The 21,816-nt window shown below is 42.6% G+C and carries 24 protein-coding genes; 3 read left to right on the top strand and 21 right to left on the bottom strand.

The window, feature by feature from the left end; translation table 11 throughout:
• Positions 1–47 precede the first annotated feature (47 nt).
• The 3 genes from asnA to HMPREF2655_RS02235 form a co-directional block, all read right to left on the bottom strand.
• Positions 48–1,040, bottom strand: a complete 993-nt coding sequence (asnA, locus tag HMPREF2655_RS02245) for an aspartate--ammonia ligase (RefSeq protein WP_000747998.1) — start codon at positions 1,038–1,040, stop codon at positions 48–50.
• A gap of 109 nt (positions 1,041–1,149) precedes the next feature.
• Entirely contained in the window at positions 1,150–1,833 is a 684-nt protein-coding gene (locus HMPREF2655_RS02240; protein ID WP_049550064.1) for a Bax inhibitor-1/YccA family protein, read from the bottom strand.
• Positions 1,834–1,887: 54 nt separating this feature from the next.
• Positions 1,888–2,628, bottom strand: coding sequence for a TrmH family RNA methyltransferase (locus HMPREF2655_RS02235; RefSeq protein ID WP_049550063.1), 741 nt, complete (start codon positions 2,626–2,628; stop codon positions 1,888–1,890).
• 33 nt (positions 2,629–2,661) lie between these two features.
• Here HMPREF2655_RS02235 and HMPREF2655_RS02230 point away from each other — a divergent pair, with 33 nt between their 5' ends.
• Together HMPREF2655_RS02230 and yidC are read left to right on the top strand one after the other, a co-directional pair.
• On the top strand, positions 2,662–2,940 hold the full coding sequence (locus HMPREF2655_RS02230) for an acylphosphatase (RefSeq protein WP_001174620.1): 279 nt from the start codon (positions 2,662–2,664) through the stop codon (positions 2,938–2,940).
• Positions 2,941–3,017: 77 nt separating this feature from the next.
• Complete coding sequence (gene yidC / locus HMPREF2655_RS02225) at positions 3,018–3,947, top strand: membrane protein insertase YidC (protein WP_049501603.1); 930 nt, start codon at positions 3,018–3,020, stop codon at positions 3,945–3,947.
• Positions 3,948–4,019: 72 nt separating this feature from the next.
• Here the strand turns inward: yidC and pflA are convergent, their stop codons facing one another.
• The 15 genes from pflA to HMPREF2655_RS02150 all read right to left on the bottom strand — a co-directional run bounded on the left by pflA (position 4,020) and on the right by HMPREF2655_RS02150 (position 17,557).
• The gene (gene pflA, locus HMPREF2655_RS02220; protein ID WP_049550062.1) at positions 4,020–4,814 is read right to left on the bottom strand and encodes a pyruvate formate-lyase-activating protein; all 795 of its coding nucleotides are present in this window, start codon (positions 4,812–4,814) and stop codon (positions 4,020–4,022) included.
• A 121-nt stretch (positions 4,815–4,935) separates the two neighbouring features.
• Complete coding sequence (locus HMPREF2655_RS02215) at positions 4,936–6,192, bottom strand: diaminopimelate decarboxylase (protein ID WP_049550061.1); 1,257 nt, start codon at positions 6,190–6,192, stop codon at positions 4,936–4,938.
• A 66-nt stretch (positions 6,193–6,258) separates the two neighbouring features.
• Positions 6,259–7,086 carry a pur operon repressor gene (purR, locus tag HMPREF2655_RS02210; protein ID WP_002874197.1) on the bottom strand — a complete coding sequence of 276 codons (828 nt, stop codon included), beginning with the start codon at positions 7,084–7,086 and terminating at the stop codon, positions 6,259–6,261.
• Positions 7,087–7,190: 104 nt separating this feature from the next.
• Positions 7,191–8,132 carry a 3'-5' exoribonuclease YhaM family protein gene (locus HMPREF2655_RS02205; RefSeq protein ID WP_000703210.1) on the bottom strand — a complete coding sequence of 314 codons (942 nt, stop codon included), beginning with the start codon at positions 8,130–8,132 and terminating at the stop codon, positions 7,191–7,193.
• Positions 8,122–9,378, bottom strand: coding sequence for a DNA recombination protein RmuC (rmuC, locus tag HMPREF2655_RS02200; RefSeq protein WP_070837395.1), 1,257 nt, complete (start codon positions 9,376–9,378; stop codon positions 8,122–8,124). Before rmuC ends, HMPREF2655_RS02205 begins: the two co-directional genes overlap by 11 nt.
• Position 9,379: 1 nt before the next feature.
• The gene (locus HMPREF2655_RS02195) at positions 9,380–10,042 is read right to left on the bottom strand and encodes a thiamine diphosphokinase (protein WP_070837393.1); all 663 of its coding nucleotides are present in this window, start codon (positions 10,040–10,042) and stop codon (positions 9,380–9,382) included.
• Positions 10,005–10,661, bottom strand: a complete 657-nt coding sequence (rpe, locus tag HMPREF2655_RS02190; protein ID WP_070837391.1) for a ribulose-phosphate 3-epimerase — start codon at positions 10,659–10,661, stop codon at positions 10,005–10,007. The genes HMPREF2655_RS02195 and rpe overlap by 38 nt, the downstream gene beginning before the upstream one ends.
• A gap of 10 nt (positions 10,662–10,671) precedes the next feature.
• A complete protein-coding gene (gene rsgA / locus HMPREF2655_RS02185) occupies positions 10,672–11,550 on the bottom strand; it encodes a ribosome small subunit-dependent GTPase A (protein WP_070837388.1) in 879 nt (292 codons plus the stop codon).
• A 1-nt stretch (position 11,551) separates the two neighbouring features.
• On the bottom strand, positions 11,552–12,424 hold the full coding sequence (rsmA, locus tag HMPREF2655_RS02180) for a 16S rRNA (adenine(1518)-N(6)/adenine(1519)-N(6))-dimethyltransferase RsmA (protein WP_070837386.1): 873 nt from the start codon (positions 12,422–12,424) through the stop codon (positions 11,552–11,554).
• A 12-nt stretch (positions 12,425–12,436) separates the two neighbouring features.
• A complete protein-coding gene (locus HMPREF2655_RS02175; RefSeq protein ID WP_070837384.1) occupies positions 12,437–13,267 on the bottom strand; it encodes a dimethyladenosine transferase in 831 nt (276 codons plus the stop codon).
• Positions 13,268–13,424: 157 nt separating this feature from the next.
• Complete coding sequence (locus HMPREF2655_RS02170; RefSeq protein WP_000692386.1) at positions 13,425–13,721, bottom strand: hypothetical protein; 297 nt, start codon at positions 13,719–13,721, stop codon at positions 13,425–13,427.
• A gap of 7 nt (positions 13,722–13,728) precedes the next feature.
• On the bottom strand, positions 13,729–15,120 hold the full coding sequence (locus HMPREF2655_RS02165; RefSeq protein ID WP_070837382.1) for an SseB family protein: 1,392 nt from the start codon (positions 15,118–15,120) through the stop codon (positions 13,729–13,731).
• Positions 15,121–15,354: 234 nt separating this feature from the next.
• Complete coding sequence (locus HMPREF2655_RS02160; protein WP_000755759.1) at positions 15,355–16,209, bottom strand: SDR family NAD(P)-dependent oxidoreductase; 855 nt, start codon at positions 16,207–16,209, stop codon at positions 15,355–15,357.
• Positions 16,210–16,220: 11 nt separating this feature from the next.
• Positions 16,221–16,784: a ribonuclease M5 gene (gene rnmV / locus HMPREF2655_RS02155; protein ID WP_000659985.1), complete on the bottom strand. Its 564-nt coding sequence runs from the start codon at positions 16,782–16,784 to the stop codon at positions 16,221–16,223.
• Complete coding sequence (locus HMPREF2655_RS02150; protein ID WP_070837416.1) at positions 16,784–17,557, bottom strand: TatD family hydrolase; 774 nt, start codon at positions 17,555–17,557, stop codon at positions 16,784–16,786. The genes rnmV and HMPREF2655_RS02150 overlap by 1 nt, the downstream gene beginning before the upstream one ends.
• Before the next feature lie 151 nt (positions 17,558–17,708).
• Here HMPREF2655_RS02150 and HMPREF2655_RS02145 point away from each other — a divergent pair, with 151 nt between their 5' ends.
• A complete protein-coding gene (locus HMPREF2655_RS02145; RefSeq protein ID WP_049500579.1) occupies positions 17,709–19,553 on the top strand; it encodes an APC family permease in 1,845 nt (614 codons plus the stop codon).
• Positions 19,554–19,734: 181 nt separating this feature from the next.
• On the opposite strand, the gene rpmH is transcribed toward HMPREF2655_RS02145, so the two are convergent.
• The 3 genes from rpmH to HMPREF2655_RS02130 form a co-directional block, all read right to left on the bottom strand.
• Positions 19,735–19,869 (bottom strand): 50S ribosomal protein L34, encoded by a 135-nt coding sequence (gene rpmH, locus HMPREF2655_RS02140; RefSeq protein WP_000831905.1) that lies wholly within the window; start codon positions 19,867–19,869, stop codon positions 19,735–19,737.
• A 144-nt stretch (positions 19,870–20,013) separates the two neighbouring features.
• Positions 20,014–21,228, bottom strand: coding sequence for a pyridoxal phosphate-dependent aminotransferase (locus HMPREF2655_RS02135; RefSeq protein WP_000666454.1), 1,215 nt, complete (start codon positions 21,226–21,228; stop codon positions 20,014–20,016).
• A gap of 144 nt (positions 21,229–21,372) precedes the next feature.
• Complete coding sequence (locus HMPREF2655_RS02130; RefSeq protein ID WP_000678172.1) at positions 21,373–21,672, bottom strand: hypothetical protein; 300 nt, start codon at positions 21,670–21,672, stop codon at positions 21,373–21,375.
• Positions 21,673–21,816 lie beyond the last annotated feature (144 nt).

Below are 21,816 nucleotides of genomic sequence, written 5' to 3'. Positions count from 1 at the left end.
ATTATAGGCAAAAAGAGAAAGAAAATCGAACCTTGCGGTTCGATTCTCTACAAAATATTTTCGTACGTATCGCGGACTTCTTGAGGCCAGACACTGGTCTGAACCTCTCCGATGTGTTTCTTACGAAGAAGGAACATGGCCATCCGAGACTGTCCGATACCCCCACCGATTGTCAGTGGGAAAAGGCCGTTAAGCAAGGCTTTATGCCATTCCAGCTCAAGACGATCTTCGTCTCCTGTAAGAGCCACTTGGCGACGGAGGGTATCCTCATCTACCCGAATCCCCATTGATGAAAGTTCAAAGGCACAACCAAGAGATTCGTTCCAAACGAGAATATCGCCATTCAACCCCTTGTAGCCATTTTCAGACTCTGTTGTCCAGTCATCATAGTCAGGTGCGCGGCCGTCATGAGGTTTTCCGTCAGGCAACTCGCCACCAATACCAATCAAGAAGACTGCACCAAACTCTTTACAGATTGCATTTTCACGCTCTTTCGGTGTTAAATCTGGATAGCGTTCCACCAACTCTTCTGTGTGAATGAAGGTGATTTGTTTTGGCAAGATGGATTCGATATCGTAGCGGGCCTCTACGGCTAGCTCTGTTAGACGAATAGCCTTGTAAATCTTCTCAACAGTTTCTTTGAGATAGGCGATATTGCGTTGTCCATTTGGGATAACCTTCTCCCAGTCCCACTGGTCCACATAAACTGAGTGGGTCGCATCAAGCGAATCTTCGTCTGGACGAAGGGCCTTCATGTGAACAAACAGACCCTCACCTTCACCGAAACCAAAACGAGCCAAGGTGTGGCGTTTCCATTTGGCAAGTGAGTGAACGACTTCATAAGTTTCATCTGGAATCTGCAAAACCTTGACAGATACTGGATTTTCGACACCTGACAGGTTGTCCTGCATCCCATCCCCGACCTTGCTCAAGATAGGACCTTGAACTTCAACAACTTCTAACTTATCTTTCAAATACTGGGTAAAAGTGTTTTTGACAAAGGAAATTTCTTCTTGTTGATGAATAAAACTTTTCTTCATAAACAGCTCCTCAAAAATTAGTTAAAAGCATTATACACCTATTTCCAAGAAAAGAAAAGAGTAAATAAGAAAAAGTCAGTGCTCTTTTGAACACTGACTCTGTTATTCATTAATCGTTTCGACCAAAGATTCGTAAGATGCTAAGGAAGAGGTTGATAAAGTCTAGATAGATGCTAAGCGCCATTGAGATGACCCAACCTGTCGCTACTTGTCCTCGTGACTGTTCATAAACATAGCGAATCTTTTGGTTATCCCAAGCAATCAAACCTGAGAAAACCAAGACCATGGCAATACTAATCATGTAGTCAAAGAAGCTATTGGCTAAAAATAGATTCACAACCATGGCAATGATGAGACCAACAAGCGCCGCCATCAAAGCTCGGCCCATTCCACTCAAATCTTTCTTGGTGAAAATTCCGATTGCCGCCATGACAAAGAAGAGAAGGGCACTGGATACAAAGGCTGATAAGACGGTCCCAGGTGTATAGAAGGCTACGACAAAACTCAGCGTAAAGCCATTTAAAACAGAATAAACTAAAAATACTGGGAGAGCTGCTGGACTATTTTTGGCAGCCATGCTACTTGCAACAAAGACTAGAGCAAGTTCTGCAAAAGTTGCAATAATCAGCCAGAGACGGCCATGCATTAAAAAGTAGACCAATTGGGACTGAAAGACTGTCAACATCAAAGCTGACACGAGAGCTGATAGACCAATCCCAAGTCCCACAAAAGCATAAACCTTAGCGTAAAATTGATTGAGACCTGAACGTTCTTGAATAATCGTTTGATTCATTCTGATTCTCCTTTTTCTATAAATATGTCTTGATTATAACAAAGTTTTTATAAATTAGCTGAAATAAAACATCAAAATACCTGCGGCAACCGCCACATTGAGACTTTCCGCTCGACCTTTCATGCCTATATGAACCAGCTGATCAGCACTCTCAGCCATGACAGAACTAATCCCCTGCCCTTCATTTCCCATGACTAAAACAAAGTTCTCTAGTGAAGAAAGCTCACGATAATCCTTTGAATCTCTCGATAAGGTCGTTGCTAGAATGGGCAAATCGCTCTTCTTTGCCTCTTCTACAAAGCTGGTAAGAGGCATACGATAGATAGGCAAGTGAAAATGACTTCCTTGCATGGAACGTAGAGTCTTAAGACTGTAGATATCTGCTGACTTGTCTGAAACAATAACCCCTGTAAAACCTGCAGCATCCGCCGTCCGAATCATGGTGCCCACATTACCAGGATCTTGAACATCCTCTAAAAATAGATACTTGCCCTGATGGAGATCAGGCAGTCCCACTTCTTCTTTTTGAATCACTGCAACAATCCCTTGAGGAGTTTGCGTATCTGCCAAATCTAGCAAAATCTCCTCTGAAACCCAGATAGTTTGAGGAAAAGCAGCTAGCTGATCTCGATAACTTTCTAGGGCAAAGACCTTTTCAATCGTCACTCCTGCTTGAACAGCTTCTTCAAACAAGTGCCAGCCCTCAATCAAATAAGCAGACTTTCGATATTTTTTTTGATGCAATTTCTTGGCATTTTTTACCACAGAATTGGCTTTTGAGGTTATAATAGTCATAGAAATATTATAACACAATCAAAGGGGTTTGGTATGCAAAAGGTTAGAATGATTGCCCAAGGCAGGGTGCAGGGTGTTGGTTTTCGCTGGGGTGTTTATACTTTAGCTCTTGAAATCGGTGGCATCACTGGTCGTGTCTGGAATAACGATGATGGCACAGTGGAAATTCTTGCTCAGGCAGACTCCTCTGCAACTATGGCAAAATTTATCCAAGAAATCCGAAAAGGTCCGACACCTTTTTCAAAAGTTACCTATCTAGATGTACAAATGAGCAACTTTTCATCCTATTCGGACTTCAAAGTCGCAAATTAGGTCTCTAGAACTATTGTATATTTTACAAAAAAACAGTAGAATAGAGAGGTATAATTTTTAAAGAAGGAATGAAAACATTGAAATCTATTAAACGTTTTGCCCTCTCTGCTATGGGAGTGGCTATGCTACTCGTCTTGTCAGGCTGTGTCCAAGTAGACAAAGCAACAGGACAACCCACAGGATTGATTTGGAATACCATCGGAGCACCTATGGCTGAAGCCATCAAGTACTTCGCTACTGATAAAGGTCTAGGCTTTGGTGTGGCTATCATTATCGTAACCATTATCGTGCGCTTGATTATCTTGCCACTTGGTATCTACCAATCATGGAAGGCAACACTTCACTCTGAGAAGATGAATGCCCTCAAACACGTGCTTGAACCACATCAAACACGTCTCAAAGAGGCAACAACTCAGGAAGAAAAACTAGAGGCTCAACAAGCTCTCTGGGATGCTCAGAAAGAACACGGCATCAGCATGTTCGGTGGAGTAGGATGTTTCCCTATCCTCATTCAAATGCCTTTCTTCTCTGCTATCTACTTTGCAGCCCAGTACACTGATGGTGTAGCTAGCTCTACCTTCTTGGGTATCAATCTTGGTTCACCAAGTATGATCCTTGTCGCCTTCGCTGGTATCCTCTACTATCTCCAGTCACTTCTCTCACTTCATGGAGTAGAAGACGAGATGCAAAGAGAACAGCTCAAGAAAATGATTTACATGAGCCCACTCATGATTGTCGTCTTCTCCTTCTTCGCACCAGCAAGTGTGACGCTTTACTGGGTTGTCGGTGGTTTCATGATGATTCTCCAACAGTTCATCGTTAACTATGTTGTTCGTCCAAAACTTCGCAAAAAAGTTCGTGAAGAATTTGCCAAAAATCCACCAAAAGCAAGTTCATTTTCAACTGGAGGCGGACGCAAAGATGTCACTCCAAACCAAGCAACTGCGATCATGACCAATAAGAAACATAAAAAACGCAATGCTGGTAAACAACATTCTAGAAAATAAGAAAAAGGCTTAGCTGAAAGGCTAGGCTTTTTATGCATCACAAAAGCCCGATGTCTCCATCAGGCTTCTTTTTTATCCATGAACACGTTTCATGTAATCTTGGTAACTTTCTGTATCCATCAATTCCTTGGCATTCTTGACACGGTCTGCTGTTGGAGGTTTGACCCCTTCAAGCGAATAAGGAATCCCAAGTTCACGCCACTTGAATTCTCCCATCGTATGATAAGGTAGGATTTCAAACTTGTCAACGTTTTTGAGGGTTTTTACGAACTTCCCAAGTTCGATCAAATCTTCATCACGGTCTGTCAATCCTGGTACGAGAACGTGGCGAATCCAAACAGGCTTCCCGATATCTGATAGGTACTGGGCACAGGCCAAGATGTTTTTATTGGTTTGGCTTGTGACAATCTTATGCTGTTCTTCGTTGATTTCCTTGATATCCAGGAGAACCAAGTCTGTCACCGCCATGAGTTTATTAAACTTTTCGAGATAACGTGGTTTGTTACGGAATGGAAGGGCACAGGTGTCCAAGGTACAGTGGATTCCTTTTTCCTTGGCCTTGGTAAAGAGGGCAATTAGGAAATCAATCTGTAAGAGAGCTTCTCCTCCACTAACAGTGATTCCTCCTTTGTCTCCCCAGAATCCACGGTAGCGAAGGGCTTCTGACAAAACATCGTCTACTGTCCGTCTTCGTGATTTATTGGTCTCCATAGCCCATGTATCGGGGTTATGGCAGTACTGGCAACGCATCTGACAACCTTGCAAAAAGACAATAAACCGAATCCCAGGGCCATCTACTGCACCAAAACTCTCTGTCGAATGCACCATTCCTGTCACTTGTCCATAGTCAATTGTTTCTTCAGACATATCGTCACCTTCCTTGAAACCGTTTTATAGTTTTATTATATCACGAGTAAGGTGAAAAACAAGGTTTTTTTGTCTATTTTTTAGAAAGCAATCTGTTTTTCACTTTCATTTTCAATTTCTTTTACTGATCCGATTCAAAATCAAAACCATACAAGGTTGCAAAATAGTCCTCAGGACGCTCTGCACGGCGGATTTGACGGGCTTTCCCTTCTTCGGTATAGAGGATTTCTGCCGAGCGTAGTTTGGCATTGTACTGGTAACCCATGGAGAATCCATGTGCACCTGTATCATGAATCACTAGCAAATCACCGATTTCTGTATAAGGTAGTTCGCGGTTCACTGCAAATTTATCATTGTTTTCACAGAGTGAACCGACCACGTCTACCACTTCAACAGGTCCATCTGGATGAGTCAGATTGGTGATATGGTGGTAGGCTCCATACATGGCTGGGCGCATGAGGTTGACTGCTGATGCATCCACGCCCAGATAGGTACGGTAGGTTTTTTTCTTATGAGTGACTCTTGTGACCAAAGCTCCGTGAGGCGCCAACATAAAACGGCCCAATTCAGTGAAAATCTTGACCTGACCAAGTCCTGCAGGTGTGAGGACTTCCTCATAAACCTTACGAACTCCCTCACCAATCACAGCAATGTCATTTGGCTCCTGCTCAGGACGATAGTTGACACCAATACCGCCGGAAAGATTGATAAAGTCTAGCGAAATACCCAACTTTTCCTTGATTTCAACAGCCAATTCAAAAAGCTGACGCGCCAACTCTGGGTAGTAGAGATGGGTCACGGTATTGGATGCTAGGAAAGAGTGAATCCCAAAAGTCTTGGCTCCTTTTTCCTTCAAAATAGCAAAGGCTTCAAAAAGCTGGTCCTTAGTCATCCCAAACTTGGCTTCTCCAGGATTGTCCATGATATCTGTTCCTAGCTCAAAAATGCCTCCAGGATTGTAACGACAAGAGATGATTTCTGGAATGCCTGCCGCTCGCTCCAGATGTTCAATGTCTTCAAAGGCATCCAAGTTAATAGTTGCTCCCAATTCACGCGCATAGGCATATTCCTTGTCAGGCGTGTTGTTAGAAGAGAACATGATTTCAGAACCGGGGAAATCCAGTTTATGGCTCATCAAGAGCTCCACGTAACTAGAACAGTCCACACCGCAACCTTCCTCTTGGAGGATTTTCAAGATGGCTGGGGTTGGAGTGGCCTTGACGGCAAAATATTCTTTGAATCCCTTATTCCAAGAAAAGGCCTGGTTGACGGCTCTTGCTTTTTCACGAATCCCCTTCTCATCATACAAGTGAAAGGGAGTCGGGAACTCTGCAACAATTGTTTCTAAATCTTCACGGCTGATAAATGGTGTTTTCATAAGCATCCTTCTATTCTGTTTGCAAAGAAAGGCTGGGACAATCGTTCCAACCTTTAGTTCTATCTCTTATTTGTCTTCGTCAAAGATATTTCCAATCTCAACATCGATGGATTGGTTCTTAACATCAATATTGGTTACTTTCAAGAGTGACTTGTAATCAAACTGCTTTTCACGTTCTTCTTGGGCATTGTCTGCAAAGACTGCAACACCAGCCAACTCTGAATCAAACTCACGCAAGAGACTAATCATCCCGTTGACCGTTCCGCCGCCTTTCAAAAAGTCATCCACGATCAAGACACGACTGCCTGCCTTGAGACTGCGTTTTGAAAGGAACATTTTCTCAATGCGGTCACCGCTGGAACCTGAAACATAGTTGACGCTGACCGTTGAACCTTCGGTAATTTTCAAGTCACGGCGCACAATGACAAATGGAACATTGAGGACATTGGCAACTGCATTTGCGAGTGGCACACCTTTTGTTGCTACTGTCATAACAGCATCGATTTTTTGGTCCATAAAGCTCTTGGCAATGATGCGCCCAATATTTTTCAAAATGGCAGGTGTACTGAGCAAATCAGACAGGTAAATGTAGCCACCTGGCAAGATACGGTCGCTTTCTGAAAGTTTGTCACGCAAGTCTGCGATCATTTCTTTGGCTTCATGACTCGAGATTGATGGTGTAAAGATAACGCCACCACCTGCTCCAGTCACAGTCTGAATATGACCGATTTCGATTTCCTCAAAGGCACGCTTGATAATCACGATGTCCTCTGAAATCGAGGATTTAGCAGATTCGTACTTTTCTGCAAAGGTGTTGAGACTGGTTAGTTTGTATGGATTATTAATCAAATAGTTGGAAATGACAACCATCCGATCACTTCTTCTTAATTTCATTTTTATTTACCATTCCATTTAATTTTGATATTTTATCCATTATACCACATTCACATAAAAAAACGAACATTATTGCGTAAAAAATGCTCGTTTTTCTTAAATTATTAATCTAAATCTGGTTTATAGAAGGAACGATTGTCCATGGCGAAGATTTTGTTGGTCATCTCTCCTTTATCCACCAAAGCTAGAGCTGTTGACATCATCATCATGCTGGCATCTAGATTGTCAATCATATGGATAATCTCTGCTTCCATAATGCGTGGACGGACTGGACTTCCATACTCCAGCAAGCCATGGTGACTGAGGATGACATGGCGCAGTAGCACCACTTCTTCTCTAGTATCATCGATACCTAGTTCCATGACTGTCTTGGTAATTTCACTATCGATGAGAGCGATATGCCCAAGGAGATTGCCTCGAACTGTGTACTCCGTCTGGTCTGGTCCCGTCAACTCAATAACCTTGGCCAAGTCATGCAACATAATTCCCGCATAGAGGAGGCTCTTGTTGAGCTGAGGATAAATCTCACTAATGGCATCTGCCAAGCGCACCATGGTTGCTGTATGATAGGCCAAACCCGTTTCAAAGGCGTGGTGGTTGGTCTTAGCAGCTGGATAGGAGTAGAATTCCTTATCATACTTGGTGTAGAGACTGCGAACGATACGTTGCCAGACAGGATTTTCAATCTTGAAAATCATTTGTGACATGTAGTCACGGATTTCCTTGACATCAACTGGCGACTTGACCTTGAAATCAGCTGGATCATTGGGTTCCCCAGGCTGAGGCAAGCGAAGAGTAATTTGATTGACTTGAGGAGTGTTGTTATAAACTTCTCTGCGCCCCTGCATGTGGACCACTTTCCCTGCAGTAAAGGCCTCGACGTTATGAGGTTGGGCATCCCAAAGTTTCCCTTCAATCTCGCCACTATCGTCTTGGAAGGTAAAGGCTAGGTAGTTTTTCCCAGCTCGTGTCTGTCTCAGGTCAGCTGACTTGATCAGGTAAAAACCTTCAAACAGCTCATCTTTTTTCATGTGACTAATCTTCATATTCTTCCTCATCTTCTTGGAAATGGAGTAGATCAAGCGCAGGCTCACCTTCTGATAACTCAATGTGACGGAGCGTCCGCTCAATAGCTGTGGTACGACGGTTTAATAATTCATCAATATTGCCAGAGGCATGTTGGAGATGCTTTTGTGCCTTGACCAGAATGCCACCAAACTTGCCAAACTCGGTCTTGACACTAGCAAGGGTCTTACTGATATGGTCAGCACTCTTTTGGATATTGAGAGTTTTGAAACCAACTGATAGAGAGTTAAGCAGGGCTGATAGGGTACTTGGTCCTGCAACGATAATCTGCTCCTCCCGTCTCAAATCATCAAAGAAGACCGGATTGCGGACAATCTCTGAGTAAAGTCCTTCTGTCGGAACAAACAAGACTCCAAAATTGGTCGTCCGAGGTGGTGCTATGTACTTGCTCTTGATATCCTTGGCAAAGCGCTTGACGCTTGCTAGGAGTGACTTGCGACAACGTTCAATCTCGTCCTTATCACCTGCTTCATAGGCTTCTTCTAGGCGGTAATAATCTGCCAGTGGAAACTTGGAGTCAATCGGTAAGTAGACATATTCCTGGTCGCCTTGGCCAGGTAACTTGATGGCGTACTCTACTCGCTCGCTAGAGTTTTCAACAGTTGCAAATTCTCGTTCGTACTGGGCAGGTGTCATGATGTCTTCGATGATTTGCCCCAGTTGCAATTCACCCAGAATCCCTCGCGTCTTGGTTCCAGAGAGAACCTTGTTGAGGGCACCAACATCGCGGGCAACTGTCTGCATTTCTCCAAGACCACGATTGACAGACTCCAGTTGCTTGGAAACTGTCTCGAAGGAAGCCTGCAAGCGCGTCTGCAAGGTCTTTTCCAATTTTTCCTCGACCGTCTGGCGCATTTGCTCCAAGCGTTGCTCATTGGACTCCTGCAGGGCTTGGAGACGTTGGTCGGTCTTATCTCTGGTTTGAAGGAGATTCTCGTTCATCTCCTGTCTAACTTGCGTCAGGCCTTGGTGCAACTCCATTCGCACTTCCTGCAAACGGTCGCTGACAGCCACTTCCAAGTCTTTTTGATCTAGCTGACTGGCTTGCCTAGCTTGTTCAAAGCGATAATCCAACTGGTCTGACAGATGATCTGCCTGATCCTCCAAACTCTTGCTTAGGTGTTTCTCCTGCTTATCCTGCCTCTGCCAAATGAGAAAGAGACCAGCTAGATTGGCAATTAATAATAGTAATAATACAGTCTCCATCCTACCTCCTGTCCTTGCTATGCAGCACGACGACATAGCCTTCTGGGCAAGTTATCGAAACTTCCCTATCTATATATTCGTTAGAAGCGTACACTTTTTTAAAGAAAAAATTTTCCTCTGTCAATTCGTACTTGGCACCGAGAATGGTCAGCTGGCTATCCCGAACCGGCATAAAGGCTAGATAGTCATAGTCCGAACGGGGCTCTAGCTGACTGGTCCCTTCTGGACAATAGGCAATCAAGTTTTGCCCATCCTCAATCGCTATCTGGCGCATATAGGGTGCCAACTTGGGATTGCTAGGCAGAAAGACATTAGCCAGCATATGATCAATACGACCACCCAAAGCCCCAAAAATAGTCACCTGAGCCTGAGAATTTTGCTCAAAGATGGTTAAGAGAGCCAATTCCATATCTGTATCATCTTTTTCTGGCTGGGCTTGAACAAAATGTTGGGCACGTTTTTGAATCACCTGTCGCTCTTCTGCAGTCACCGAATCAAAATCCCCAACTGCTAGAGCCAGAGGAAGGTCTTCTTCCAAGACCCAGAGTGAGCCTCGATCCACACCAACAAAGCTATCAAAATTCGTCCGATAATGACCGCGATCTCCACCTGCAAAAACGGCAACCCTAGTCCAATTGTTTTCTGAGAGTTTGCACTCGTTCATTGACATCTCCCTTAAAGACATAGGATCCTGCTACAAAAACGGTCGCTCCAGCTTCTTTGGCTTGAGCAATGGTTTGGTCATCAATACCACCATCGACTTCAATATCAAAGTCCAAGCCTTTTTCCTCACGAAGGGAAACCAACTCACGAACCTTATCCATGGTTTCAGGTAGAAAAGCTTGTCCGCCGAAGCCAGGATTCACTGTCATGACCAAGACTTGGTCAACTAGGTGAAGTACGTGTTTGATAGCTTCAACCGGCGTACCAGGGTTAATGACAACAGAAGGTTTGACACCTAGAGAACGAATCTTTTGAAGAGCACCATGGATATGAGGTGTTGCTTCTACATGGATACTGATGATGTCTGCACCTGCACGCGCAAAGTCTTCTAAATGATGCTCTGGATTAGCTACCATCAAGTGGCAGTCAAAGACCATCTTGCTATGAGGGCGAAGAGCTTCGACCACACCTGCACCAAAACTAATTTGTGGCACAAAGTGGCCGTCCATGATATCGATATGGGCATATTCTGCCCCAGTTGCTTCTAGGCGTTTGATTTCACGTTCAAAGTTGGCATAATCTGCTGCCAGAATTGACGGAGCAATCTTGTATTGAGACATAGGTTTCTCCTTATTTTGGAATTTTTTTACTGACTTTTTTATAGGTTTCTCTGCGATTTTCAATTTCGCTAAGGAATTGCAGGTAGTTGTCAAAACGGAAGGATGCAATGATACCCTCTTCGACAGCCGGCTTAACCGCACAGGACGGTTCATGGGTATGGGTACAAGTACGGAATTTACAGTCTCGACTGACACTGACAATCTCTGGAAAAGCCTGATTGAGGTCTTCAGCCGTTGACACTTCATAATCCAGTGATGAAAAGCCTGGTGTGTCCGCGATTTTACCCCCATTGAGGTTGTAAAAACTAACAGCTCGAGTGGTATGACGACCGCGACCCAGACTGTCTGAGATCTCTCCTGTTTCAAGATTGAGGTCCGGTGCGATTTTATTGAGGAGGGTTGATTTTCCAACACCTGTCTGCCCCATAAAGACCGTCACTTTTCCTGTCAACAAAGGCAGGAGTTCCTCTTTACTGGTCACAAAGTCATAGCCGATGTCACCGTATGTCTGCTGGTAAAAATCCAGTTCTCCTCTATCTTCCAGCAAGTCCATTTTAGAAATATAAACGATAGGATGGATGTCCTTGTGTTCCAAAAGAACCAAGAAACGATCCAACAAGTTGCTGTTGAAGTCCGGTTCCTTGACGGACATGATCACCACAGCTTGGTCAATATTGACAATAGGTGGACGGACCAGACTGTTTTTCCGTTCGTGAATTTTGAGGATATAACCTTCGGAATTTTCCTCCGCAGAAAAATCTACCCAGTCCCCAACGTAGGGTGTATGACCTTTTTTGCGGAAATTCCCACGCGCACGTGTCTGATAGACTTGGTCCTCACTCTCCACATAGTAGAATCCTGCCAAGGCTTTAATGATTTGTCCCTTCATCTTAGAGTCCTTGTCCTTTGAGCGCATCTGCTAGGCTAGCAAATTCTGCCAAGCTAAGAGCTTCTCCACGCACAGATGGTGACAAACCTGCTTGGGCCAAAGCCCTGGTCAGCTTATCCTTGACTTCATCAGTTTTCCCAAAGTAGCCTGTTAAGTTGTTCCATAAGGTCTTGCGACGATGGGTGAAACTAGCCTTGGAAACCTTAAAGAAGAAGTTCTCATCTTTCACTGCTACAGCAGGCTCTGGACGACGCACCATTTTTAAAATGGCTGAGTCCACATTTGGGGCTGGCACAAAGACCGTACGAGGCACGATGAAGGCAACCTTAGCTGTCATATAATACTGCACAGCAATCGACAAACTACCATAAGCCTTGGTATTTGGCTGTGCGGAGATACGGTCCGCGACTTCTTTCTGCATCATAACCACAAACTCGCTAAAAGGAATGCCACTTTCAATCAAGTGCATGAGAATAGGCGTCGTAATGTAGTAAGGCAAGTTGGCTACCACCTTAATGGGCAGATCAGGATTTTTGAAATTCTGAATATGCTGCGCCAAATCGACCTTGAGAATGTCCTCGTTGACTACTGTCACATTGTCAAAATCACGCAGGGTATCTGCTAAAATCGGTACCAAACGGTGGTCAATCTCAAAGGCCATAACCTCTGCCGCACGCTCAGCCAAAAACTCCGTCAAAGCACCAATTCCTGGCCCAATCTCGATGACATTGACTTGGTCATCAATTTCAGCCGTATCCACAATTTTTTGAAGGATATTGGTATCGGTCAGAAAATTTTGTCCGAAGGACTTTTTAAAGGTAAAACCGTGACGTTCCAGCACTGCCTTGGTCACGCTATAATCTGCAATTCTCATTTATTCTCTTTTCTATTTGTTAGCTAAAAACAATCTATAAATCCAAACAATTACCAGCACCAAGAGAAACCAAAATCTCAAAGGAATATGGTACTCGTCATCTTTAGATTCGGCACCAGTCTCATCAAGCACTTGCTCATCTTCTTTACGTGGTGCTAGCTTATTTTCTTGGCCTTGCACTTGCTCATCTTCTTTACGTGTTGCTTGCTCGTCTTCTTGATGTTGTTCTTGGTTCTCTTCTTGACCTTGTGCTTGTTTTTCTTCTTGGTCTTGTTCCTGATTATCTTCTTTGTCTTGTTCTTGATTATCTTTTGGGCCTTGCATTTTCTTCAACTCATCTTGGTATGCAACCGAGTCTAGAATATTATCTTCTGGCAATAATTTTGAGGCATAATAATCAGGAAATCCCATAGCAGACCAAATTACGTTCTTTTCTGTTAAAGAAAAATCCAATTCTTGGGGTTGATTTTCCTGAATGGCTCGGATATTTTTTATAAGCTTACGCGAAGCTGTAGTCAATCCATCCATATCAGCAACTTCTAAAATATCAAATCCTAGCATGTCACCTGCTTTGACATTGACAAGAATATAGCGAACAAAATCATCGTATAGTTGCAAGGTCTGAGGAGCATTCTTTTCTAAAAAGGAGCGATTTTGGGTGGCCTTTTTCTGGAATTTTTCAATAGGAAGTAAGATATTAAATTTTTTCCATAGAATATTAGGCATTCGCACATCTTTTTCATCCCAAAATAATTGCCAAAAATAAGGAATGGTGTAAACTCCCTCCGTTAAAATACGAACATCTTTCCCGTTTTTTAAATAAATATAGCTTCTATTTGCCATATCGTTTCCTTTCACCATTTTTATGAAGGCTTTACCTTCCGTCAAAGTCACTCCAAACAGGACCAACTGTTTAGATCGCCTCTTGTTGTCAAAAAATCAATGCATATTGTTCTAATTTTCACTCATTATCTTTTAAGAAAATCATTTATTCTCTTTTCTAATAGGAACGGCGATATATCCAAACAAATTCATTTCCTCTAGAACTCTGATGAATCAGGTCTTTTAAATAGATATTGGGATTCGTCAGTTCTTTTGTTTCTGTATGATAGCTTGTTATTGTCTGCCCACCATGTCGGAGAAGCCACTCTGTATCCAATCTAGGCAAATATCTGTCCTTTTGAAGAAAATCACAAAATTCCTCTACTGTCATGTCCTCAGGAACTTCAAGTTCTACCTTGTGAGGCAGAACATCATCCCCCATACAGATAGACTCTCTATCAACGATTATTTTCATCTCTTGATCAGCCTTTAGCTCTTCCTTCTAGTTCCTCACTGAACTGTTGCATTTCTTTAAACGCTTTGTCACTGACATAAACACCCGCTTTATAATACTCAGTCTGGTTAATGGCATAGTCAAAGATTTCAATCATGCCTCCAGCGTTTTCAATCATCGCGCTCCAATTTTCATCGAAAACCATTCGCAAACGTTTCCAATCCGTAAACACTGAAACCGAATTTCGTCCATTTTTTCCTTCTCTAGTCGGAAGATTAAATGTAGCGGATTCTTCTAAAACATGAGCATTACTTTCCTGACTAGGTTCAGGAAATCCTGATGATGCATTTATAGGAAGAAGGAATTTAGCTTTTGGCATTGCCATTGAAAAGAACTTATAATAGAGTTTATAAATTAATTCTTCCTCTTCTGTAGTCGGTCTATCCATCTGTCCCATCAAAAGCATCCATCTCACAATATCAGGGTTCATAACAGGAACTTGTATCTTTGGCAAGCCTGAAAAATCTGGTTTTTGAACTAAAATAGAAGAACTTATACTAACTTCTTTGGTATTAAAGAATGCTCCTAAAGCACCATTCAAGTAAAAAGCTGTCCCAAGAAAATTCTCAATTCCTTTTTTATCTTCCGTATTTTCAATCCGTTTTACCACTTTTAGTTGGTTTTCAATTGTTTCCTTATACTGATGATACCAACGAGGGGTAAATAGCATAATCATCGGGTCAGTGCATAGATAGCCTTCGTCACCTCTATCATATGTAGTTGAGAAAAGATAAGGTTCCCCAGTATTTTCTGAATAAACTGCATAAATCGAATCTGCTTCTAGCAACTTGTCCTTGACAATTTCTGCTAGACGCTCTGACTTACGAGTATTTTCTTGATTACTCTCTTCACTTTTTGGTTTTTGACGGCAATCCCATAAAAAAGCCTGTAAAATTTCGATACTATCATCAAGACTAAGATTCTGATAGTCCTCATCGCTTACTTTACCTTCTTGAATAGTCACAAAAGTTCGATAGAGAGCATAAGCATAGCTAGATAAACGCTTTTTTTCAGCTACACCAGGACTATAGAGCACACTTCCCTTTTTTAACTTAGCTAGAGAGGGAAGCATATCGATCTCTAGATAAACTAACTCCTCATCTCTAAGAGATTCCACATCTTTATTTTGGCAAGTAAGTTTTTTTACAACTACAGTTTCAAGAGTATCCATACCTTGATCGGGATTGCAAAACTGAAGACGATCACCAACTGTCAAACTCCCTTCCAAAGTCGCAGCAATCAGTAATTCCCTCTTTTCTTTCATTGGAAAGAAACCCAAAACTCCTAGACAAGCATCTCCTTTGGTTTCTTCTGTTGTCTTCTGTACTTCTGTCTTTTTAAAAAAATCAAAAATTCCCATTGCTTTTCCTCATTAATTTCACCCAAGTGCTGATTTTATCAATTATCTTTTTTTATCACGCATGATATTGAGCATAGTTGAAGCGTATGCTATTACCTCTATTGTAACACATTCCCCTTATATTTTCGGGTTATCTGGTTATTGTTATCACTTTTCAGGACTCTCCAAACAGATTTCGATATCTAAATTTCTTTCCACTATTGAAGTAAGCATAAAATTTATTTTTCTAATTCTTTATAGATTGTCTCTTGAAAAGGTCAGTTGTTCAAGTAAGGAGTAGAGTTTTGCTTGCTCCTCTTCTTCGTAAGCAGATCTATTTGCTTTTACTTCCCTGCATTTCTCGTCATACAGAAAACCATAATAGCCATCTTCTGTAGATAAGGCTGTGTAGACTTTGGCCATTTCTTCCGAGCTAATTGAAAATCTTGACTTGATCTTATACAAATTTTTCATAAAAGTGCTGAGGTGATCATAGCGGCGCATATCAACTTTGACATTGGTCACACGGATTGCCTGAACCTTGATACCTTTCCAATGTTTCCGCATATAAAGCGACAGCATCAACAAGGCTAGTTTATTCTGATAATAGGTCTTGGCAGGACTATAATATTTTTGACCAGCTAAATTTTCAAAATCAAGCTTCATGAAGGGATAAAGCATCAGCCCTTGGGAAGAAATATTAATAATCCGACCACTTTTTGACTTTTCCAACAAACCCTTTAACAAGGTAGAAAGTAAAAAGGGAGCAACCACATTGGTCGCAAATTGCTTTTCTAACCCCTCCCTAGTCAGGATTGGCTTTTTGACTGACAAATCAAAATCAGCTGCATTGTTCATTAAAACATCTAAAGTCTCTTCCTTTTGGATATACTGTTCTACCGCTTTCTTGATACTTTTCATCTCAGATAAATCAACCAAGATATAATTTACATGCGGATTTCCTGTTTGTTGGCGGATTTTCTCACAGGCTTGCTCAGCCGCTTCTTTCCGTCTACAAAAGAGAGTCACTGACCAGCCCTTTTCAGCCAACTGTTTTGCAGCCTGATAGCCAATACCACTATTGCCACCCGTAATAATCACTTTTTTCATTTCTGACTCCGTTAGTCTGAATACTTAGTCATCACTTCTTCCACTTCTGCCAAGGTTACCCCAAATAACTCCAACCGCTTGAGGAGTTGCTTGCCGTTGGAATAGCCGATGCGGAGCTGTTCGCCTAGATACTCTCGGCGTCTACGGCTGTCTGATCCCGCTAGGAAACCTAGGCGAATCAAGTCAGCACGACTGATGTCAAACTCGTTCTTGTTTTCAAATTGCTCTGTCACCTGAGCCAGCGCTGTTTTTAGGTCTTCATAGCTGGCGTGTTCGATTCCCAGAGAACGTCCCTTGGACTTGGATTCGGGAACAGCCTCATCTCGCTTGAGGAAGGCATGCTGGACTGTTGGAATGGCCGTCATAATCATGCGCCGAATGCGTTCCCCATTAAAATCTGGATCTGTAAAGACAATGACTCCATGCAGTTCATGCAGGCGACGAATCCGCTCTATATCCTGATCATTTATTGCGGAACCTCGTGTTTCATAGGTCTCTACATCAAAGTAACGTTTTAGATTGGCCGTATCATCGCGACCTTCGACCACGATGACTTGGGAAATTTTTTCTTTCATCACTTGCTGTCCAATCCAAAGATACGCTCTGCATTTGCAGTCGTTGCTGCTGCTAACTCCTCGGTCGTCATCCCACGCAAGTCGGCGATAAAGTCCACCACATAGCGTGTGTAGGCTGTTTTGTTTTCACGGCCACGTTTAGGAACAGGAGCTAGGTAGGGCGCATCCGTTTCTACCAAAATTTTATCCAAAGGAAGCTCTCTAACAGCTTCTTGGATATCCGTTGCTTTCTTAAAGGTCACCACTCCTGAGAAAGAAATAGTCATGCCAAGCTCGACAAACTTCTCAGCCCACTCGAGAGAGCCTGAAAATGAATGCATAATCCCACCACGAGGACCAACGCCCTCACTCTTGATAATCTCATAAGTATCTTCTAGCGCATCACGGGTATGGACCACAAAAGGCAAGTTCAAATCCTTAGACAACTGAATCTGACGACGAAAAACCTGCTCCTGCACTTCCTTAGGTGCTGTCATCCAATGGTAGTCCAGGCCAATCTCCCCCAAGGCAACAACCTTGGGATGTTTTAGTTTTTCAAGCAAGTAAGCTTCGACCTCATCTGTGTAAGTCCCTGCTTCCGTCGGATGCCAGCCAATAGTTGCGTAGAGTTGCTCATACTCATCTGTCAATTCTAGGGCTCGTTCAATGGTTGGCTTATCAAAACCAACAATATTCATCTGTGTCACACCCATCTCAGCAGCCAAGGCGATTTCTTCGGCCTCACGTCCTGCAAATTCTTCTACATTTAAATGTGTGTGCGTATCAAAAATCATCTCTTCTAACCTCATTTTCTTCCATCTATTATACCAAAAATAGCATCCCCCGGCTTGTAAAAATATTCTAATACCGATCATTCTCCCTTGACTGCATTTTTTCAAAGCAGTATAATAACACTTATTGAAATTTTCATCAAAGGAAAAGAAAATGTTTAGAAAATTAAAATATACCTTTATCGGTCGACCACTCAAGTCTCTCACAGATAGTGAAGGGGGATTACTTGGAAAAATGCAGGCACTTGCAATGTTATCCAGTGATGCCCTGTCTTCTATTGCCTACGGACCTGAACAAGTCATTCTCGTTTTAGTCAGTCTCTCACCTCTCGCTATTTGGTGGAGCCTCCCTATCGGTATTTTTGTCCTCTTACTCCTCGCTAGTTTGACCATTTCCTATCGTCAAATCATCCACGCCTATCCTCAAGGTGGTGGGGCTTATATGGTCACTCGGGAAAATCTCTCCCCTGAACTAGGCTTGATTGCAGGCGGTAGCCTCCTTGTTGACTATATGCTGACAGTAGCCGTATCCGTTGCTTCTGGAGCTGATGCTATTACTGCAGCCATCCCTGCCCTCCATCCCTATAATCTTCATATCTCTATTTTCCTAGTCTGCCTGCTCATGCTCTTGAATTTAAGAGGATTGAAAGAATCTGCCAGCTCTCTGATGATTCCCGTCTACCTCTTTATCTTCAGTACCGTCTTTCTCTTGCTTTATGGGTTCTTTCAACTATTTACAGGTTCCCTAAACTATCAGGCGACTTCAACCATTGGGCAAACCGTTCCGAGCCTTTCCATCGTTCTCCTATTGAGAGCCTTTACCAGTGGCTCTGCCTCTCTGACAGGGGTTGAGGCTATTTCAAATGCGGTACCATTTTTCAAAACTCCGAAAGAAAAGAATGCTGCTCAGACCCTGACCATCATGTCCTTGATTTTAGGATTTCTTTTTGCAGGCATTACCTTCCTAAACTACTGGATGGGCATCACACCTCAAAATGGAGAAACCATCCTCTCGCAAATGGCCAAGGGCATTCTTGGTGATTCATTCTTTGGTCATGCTAGCTACTATCTCTTCCAGTTCTCAACAGCCTTGATTCTAGCTGTAGCTGCAAATACTGGCTTTTCAGCCTTCCCTATGCTGGCATACAATATGGCTAAAAACAAGTACATGCCCCATCTCTTTATGGAAAAAGGGGATCGCCTTGGCTACTCCAACGGTATCTTAACTCTGGCCTTTGGAGCTATGATCCTTCTTCTCATTTTTAATGGGAATACTGAACGCTTGATTCCTCTTTATACTATCGGGGTCTTCGTTCCCTTTGCCCTTTCTCAGACTGGGATGATTCGTCATTGGAAAAAGGAAAAAGGAGCAAACTTCTTAAAACCTGCCTTTGCTAATATCCTTGGGGCCATCATTTGTTATGCTATCGTTCTCATTTTACTCCTCTTCAGACTGGGTGATATCTGGCCATTCTTCCCAATTATCCTAGTCTTAACCTTCCTCTTTTTGTCCATTCACAGCCATTACCAAAAAGTGGCAAAACAACTGCGACTCTACGAAGGAATTGAAAAACGTACCTACGATGGCAATCTGGTTCTTGTCCTAGTAGGAAATGTTACTCGAGTAAGTGTCGGAGCCATTAGCTACGCTCAAAGTATCGGTGACGAAGTGTTGGCCATGCACATTTCTACTAAAGAAACGGCCGAAAAAGACCAAGAAATCCTTCAGGAATTTGCCGATTACTTCCCAAATATCACTCTGAAGAATATCAATACCAGCTACCGCGACATCATCACCCCTAGCGTTAAGTATGTCAAACGAATCGCCCAAGAAGCTAAGCAAAAAAACTACACCGTTACAGTCCTTGTCCCACAGTTTATCCCTAACAAGCCTTGGCAAAATATCCTGCACAATCAAATGAGCCTCAAACTAAAATACGCTCTCAGATGGCACGAAGATGTCGTTGTCGCTAGCTACTCTTATCACTTAAAAGAATAAACAAAAACTCAAAATCAGTAACTTATATCTGATTTTGAGTTTTTTGTATGTAACCTTTTAAACGAGCCCTCCATGAATTTCATCTGAAATGACCGATTTCAAGGACAATTCACCCTTTAAGATAAAAAGAAAAGCCAGTAGACTCGAGTTCCTACTGACTTCTTTGTTGAATTCGTTTGGATTAAGCAGCCAAAACTTTGCGTCCTTTACGACGACGAGCTGCCAATACGCGACGACCGTTTTTAGTTGACATACGGTTACGGAATCCGTGTTTGCGCGCACGACGAAGTTTACTTGGTTGATAAGTACGTTTCACGATGAATACCTCCTCATAGATTTTGTATTCGTTTAGCCGGCTATAAAGTGATCAGTTACTAAACATACTTTACTATTCTATCTGATTCTGACCTATTTGTCAATAGCTCTAAGGAAATGTTTCCTGCTTTTCCCTATGAAAGCCTTATCTACGATACTGACTCAAGAAACGTGTCATCTTTTCTTGGATTTGCGCTAATTCGTCCACACGAGGAAGGTAAACGATACGGAAATGATCAGGTTCCTTCCAGTTAAAACCACGACCATGAACCAAGAGAACCTTTTCCTGCTTCAAGAAATCAAGAACGAACTGTTCATCATCATCGATGCGGTACATATTGCGGTCAATTTTAGGGAAGATATAAAGACCCGCCTTCGGCTTAACCGCAGACAAACCTGGGATATCTTGGATAGCATTGTAAATGAAGTTTCTTTGCTCGTAAATCCGTCCACCAGGAAGGAGCAATTCATCCACTGACTGGTGCCCACCTAGTGAAGTTTGTACGACTTGCTGGGCCAAAACGTTAGAGCAAAGACGCATATTGGATAGCATATTGAGCCCTTCGATATAGCCCTTGACATGGTGCTTAGGACCAGACAAGACCATCCATCCTACACGGAAACCAGCGATACGGTGAGATTTTGACAAACCATTCATACTGACACAGAAAACATCAGGTGCCAAGCTCGCCACAGGCGTATGCACATGCCCATCCATCACCATGCGATCATAAATCTCATCTGCAAAGATGATCAAATCGTTCTGACGAGCAATCTCAATAATCTCCAACAAGAGTTCCTTAGGATAAAGGGCTCCAGTTGGGTTATTTGGATTGATAAGGACGATTGCCTTGGTATTGGAAGTAATTTTTGACTTAATATCGTCAATATCTGGGTACCATTCTGCAGCTTCATCACAGATATAGTGAACGGCATTTCCCCCAGCTAGGCTGACCGCGGCTGTCCAGAGAGGATAGTCTGGCATAGGCACCAAGACCTCATCGCCATTATCCAAAAGCCCTTGCATGGACATAACAATCAGCTCACTGACACCATTTCCGAGGTAGATATCATCAATGTCTACATTAGGGAATTTCTTCAGTTGGCAATACTGCATGATGGCCTTGCGGGCTGAGAAAATCCCTTTGGAGTCAGAATATCCCTCACTATCACGCGCATTCATAATCAAGTCATGAATGACCTCATCCGGCGCTGTAAAGCCAAATTCTGCTGGATTCCCTGTATTCAGACGTAAAATCTTTTCTCCGTTTGCTCGCATCCGCATAGCTTCTTCCAAAACAGGACCACGGATATCATAGGCAACGTGCTCTAACTTACTAGACTTGTTATATTCTTTCATCTTGTTTCCTCAATTCATAGAGATAGTAACATTATACCACTAGAAAGGGATTGCGACAAGTTTCCTGAAATGAGCAAGCAAAGAAAAAAACTCACAACGACTAGGTTCTCACCGTCTAAACAACTAGAATACAGAAGTATTTTCTCACATACCAAAAGACAAACCTAGAAAGATCAGCGCTAAAAAGGAGTCATACAAGAGATTAAACATGAGAAAGAGCCCCCACGTGACCAAATAGTCCAAACGACCACTTCTCTTTGCAATCACCAATAAAATGATGTGGTAGACCAAGTGAAAGAGAAGAAATCCAATAAAACCTGGATAGAGAACGGGCATGACTCTTTCCAGCCGCCAAAGCATCACTACTTCACCTACAAGTGACGCAAGGATAATTCCACGATAAAGAAAACTTATTTTTTTAGAAGCTTGAACAGGGCCTTTCATACTTTCTCATCCCCTTTACTGTGTTTCCTACTAGCTCGTTTTCTTTTATTTTAACATATCTCCACCAAATTGAATCTCCAATAATATTTATTGAAATATGATTTTTACTTTACTTCTTTAGTGAAAAGGATTACAATAACAGTA

It is taken from the genome of Streptococcus sp. HMSC066F01, from assembly GCF_001837335.1.
Lineage (GTDB): Bacteria > Bacillota > Bacilli > Lactobacillales > Streptococcaceae > Streptococcus > Streptococcus oralis_S.
The sequence above is the reverse complement of the archived record's forward strand: the minus strand, read 5'-3'. Positions and strand labels throughout refer to the sequence as shown.

Excerpts from the sequence above, each read along its gene's own strand:
- rmuC (WP_070837395.1), bottom strand. The coding sequence starts at position 9,378 with ATGGAGACTGTATTATTACTATTATTAATTGCCAATCTAGCTGGTCTC.
- HMPREF2655_RS02165 (WP_070837382.1), bottom strand. The coding sequence starts at position 15,120 with ATGGGAATTTTTGATTTTTTTAAAAAGACAGAAGTACAGAAGACAACA.
- rpe (WP_070837391.1), bottom strand. The coding sequence starts at position 10,661 with ATGTCTCAATACAAGATTGCTCCGTCAATTCTGGCAGCAGATTATGCC.
- HMPREF2655_RS02240 (WP_049550064.1), bottom strand. The coding sequence starts at position 1,833 with ATGAATCAAACGATTATTCAAGAACGTTCAGGTCTCAATCAATTTTAC.
- purR (WP_002874197.1), bottom strand. The coding sequence starts at position 7,086 with ATGAAATTAAGAAGAAGTGATCGGATGGTTGTCATTTCCAACTATTTG.
- HMPREF2655_RS02170 (WP_000692386.1), bottom strand. The coding sequence starts at position 13,721 with ATGAAAATAATCGTTGATAGAGAGTCTATCTGTATGGGGGATGATGTT.
- HMPREF2655_RS02135 (WP_000666454.1), bottom strand. The coding sequence starts at position 21,228 with ATGAAAGAATATAACAAGTCTAGTAAGTTAGAGCACGTTGCCTATGAT.
- rsgA (WP_070837388.1), bottom strand. The coding sequence starts at position 11,550 with ATGAAGGGACAAATCATTAAAGCCTTGGCAGGATTCTACTATGTGGAG.
- HMPREF2655_RS02175 (WP_070837384.1), bottom strand. The coding sequence starts at position 13,267 with ATGGCAAATAGAAGCTATATTTATTTAAAAAACGGGAAAGATGTTCGT.
- rnmV (WP_000659985.1), bottom strand. The coding sequence starts at position 16,784 with ATGAAAGAAAAAATTTCCCAAGTCATCGTGGTCGAAGGTCGCGATGAT.
- HMPREF2655_RS02215 (WP_049550061.1), bottom strand. The coding sequence starts at position 6,192 with ATGAAAACACCATTTATCAGCCGTGAAGATTTAGAAACAATTGTTGCA.
- HMPREF2655_RS02130 (WP_000678172.1), bottom strand. The coding sequence starts at position 21,672 with ATGAAAGGCCCTGTTCAAGCTTCTAAAAAAATAAGTTTTCTTTATCGT.
- HMPREF2655_RS02145 (WP_049500579.1), top strand. The coding sequence starts at position 17,709 with ATGTTTAGAAAATTAAAATATACCTTTATCGGTCGACCACTCAAGTCT.
- HMPREF2655_RS02150 (WP_070837416.1), bottom strand. The coding sequence starts at position 17,557 with ATGATTTTTGATACGCACACACATTTAAATGTAGAAGAATTTGCAGGA.
- rsmA (WP_070837386.1), bottom strand. The coding sequence starts at position 12,424 with ATGAGAATTGCAGATTATAGCGTGACCAAGGCAGTGCTGGAACGTCAC.
- HMPREF2655_RS02160 (WP_000755759.1), bottom strand. The coding sequence starts at position 16,209 with ATGAAAAAAGTGATTATTACGGGTGGCAATAGTGGTATTGGCTATCAG.
- asnA (WP_000747998.1), bottom strand. The coding sequence starts at position 1,040 with ATGAAGAAAAGTTTTATTCATCAACAAGAAGAAATTTCCTTTGTCAAA.
- pflA (WP_049550062.1), bottom strand. The coding sequence starts at position 4,814 with ATGTCTGAAGAAACAATTGACTATGGACAAGTGACAGGAATGGTGCAT.
- HMPREF2655_RS02195 (WP_070837393.1), bottom strand. The coding sequence starts at position 10,042 with ATGAACGAGTGCAAACTCTCAGAAAACAATTGGACTAGGGTTGCCGTT.
- HMPREF2655_RS02205 (WP_000703210.1), bottom strand. The coding sequence starts at position 8,132 with ATGAAGATTAGTCACATGAAAAAAGATGAGCTGTTTGAAGGTTTTTAC.
- HMPREF2655_RS02230 (WP_001174620.1), top strand. The coding sequence starts at position 2,662 with ATGCAAAAGGTTAGAATGATTGCCCAAGGCAGGGTGCAGGGTGTTGGT.
- HMPREF2655_RS02235 (WP_049550063.1), bottom strand. The coding sequence starts at position 2,628 with ATGACTATTATAACCTCAAAAGCCAATTCTGTGGTAAAAAATGCCAAG.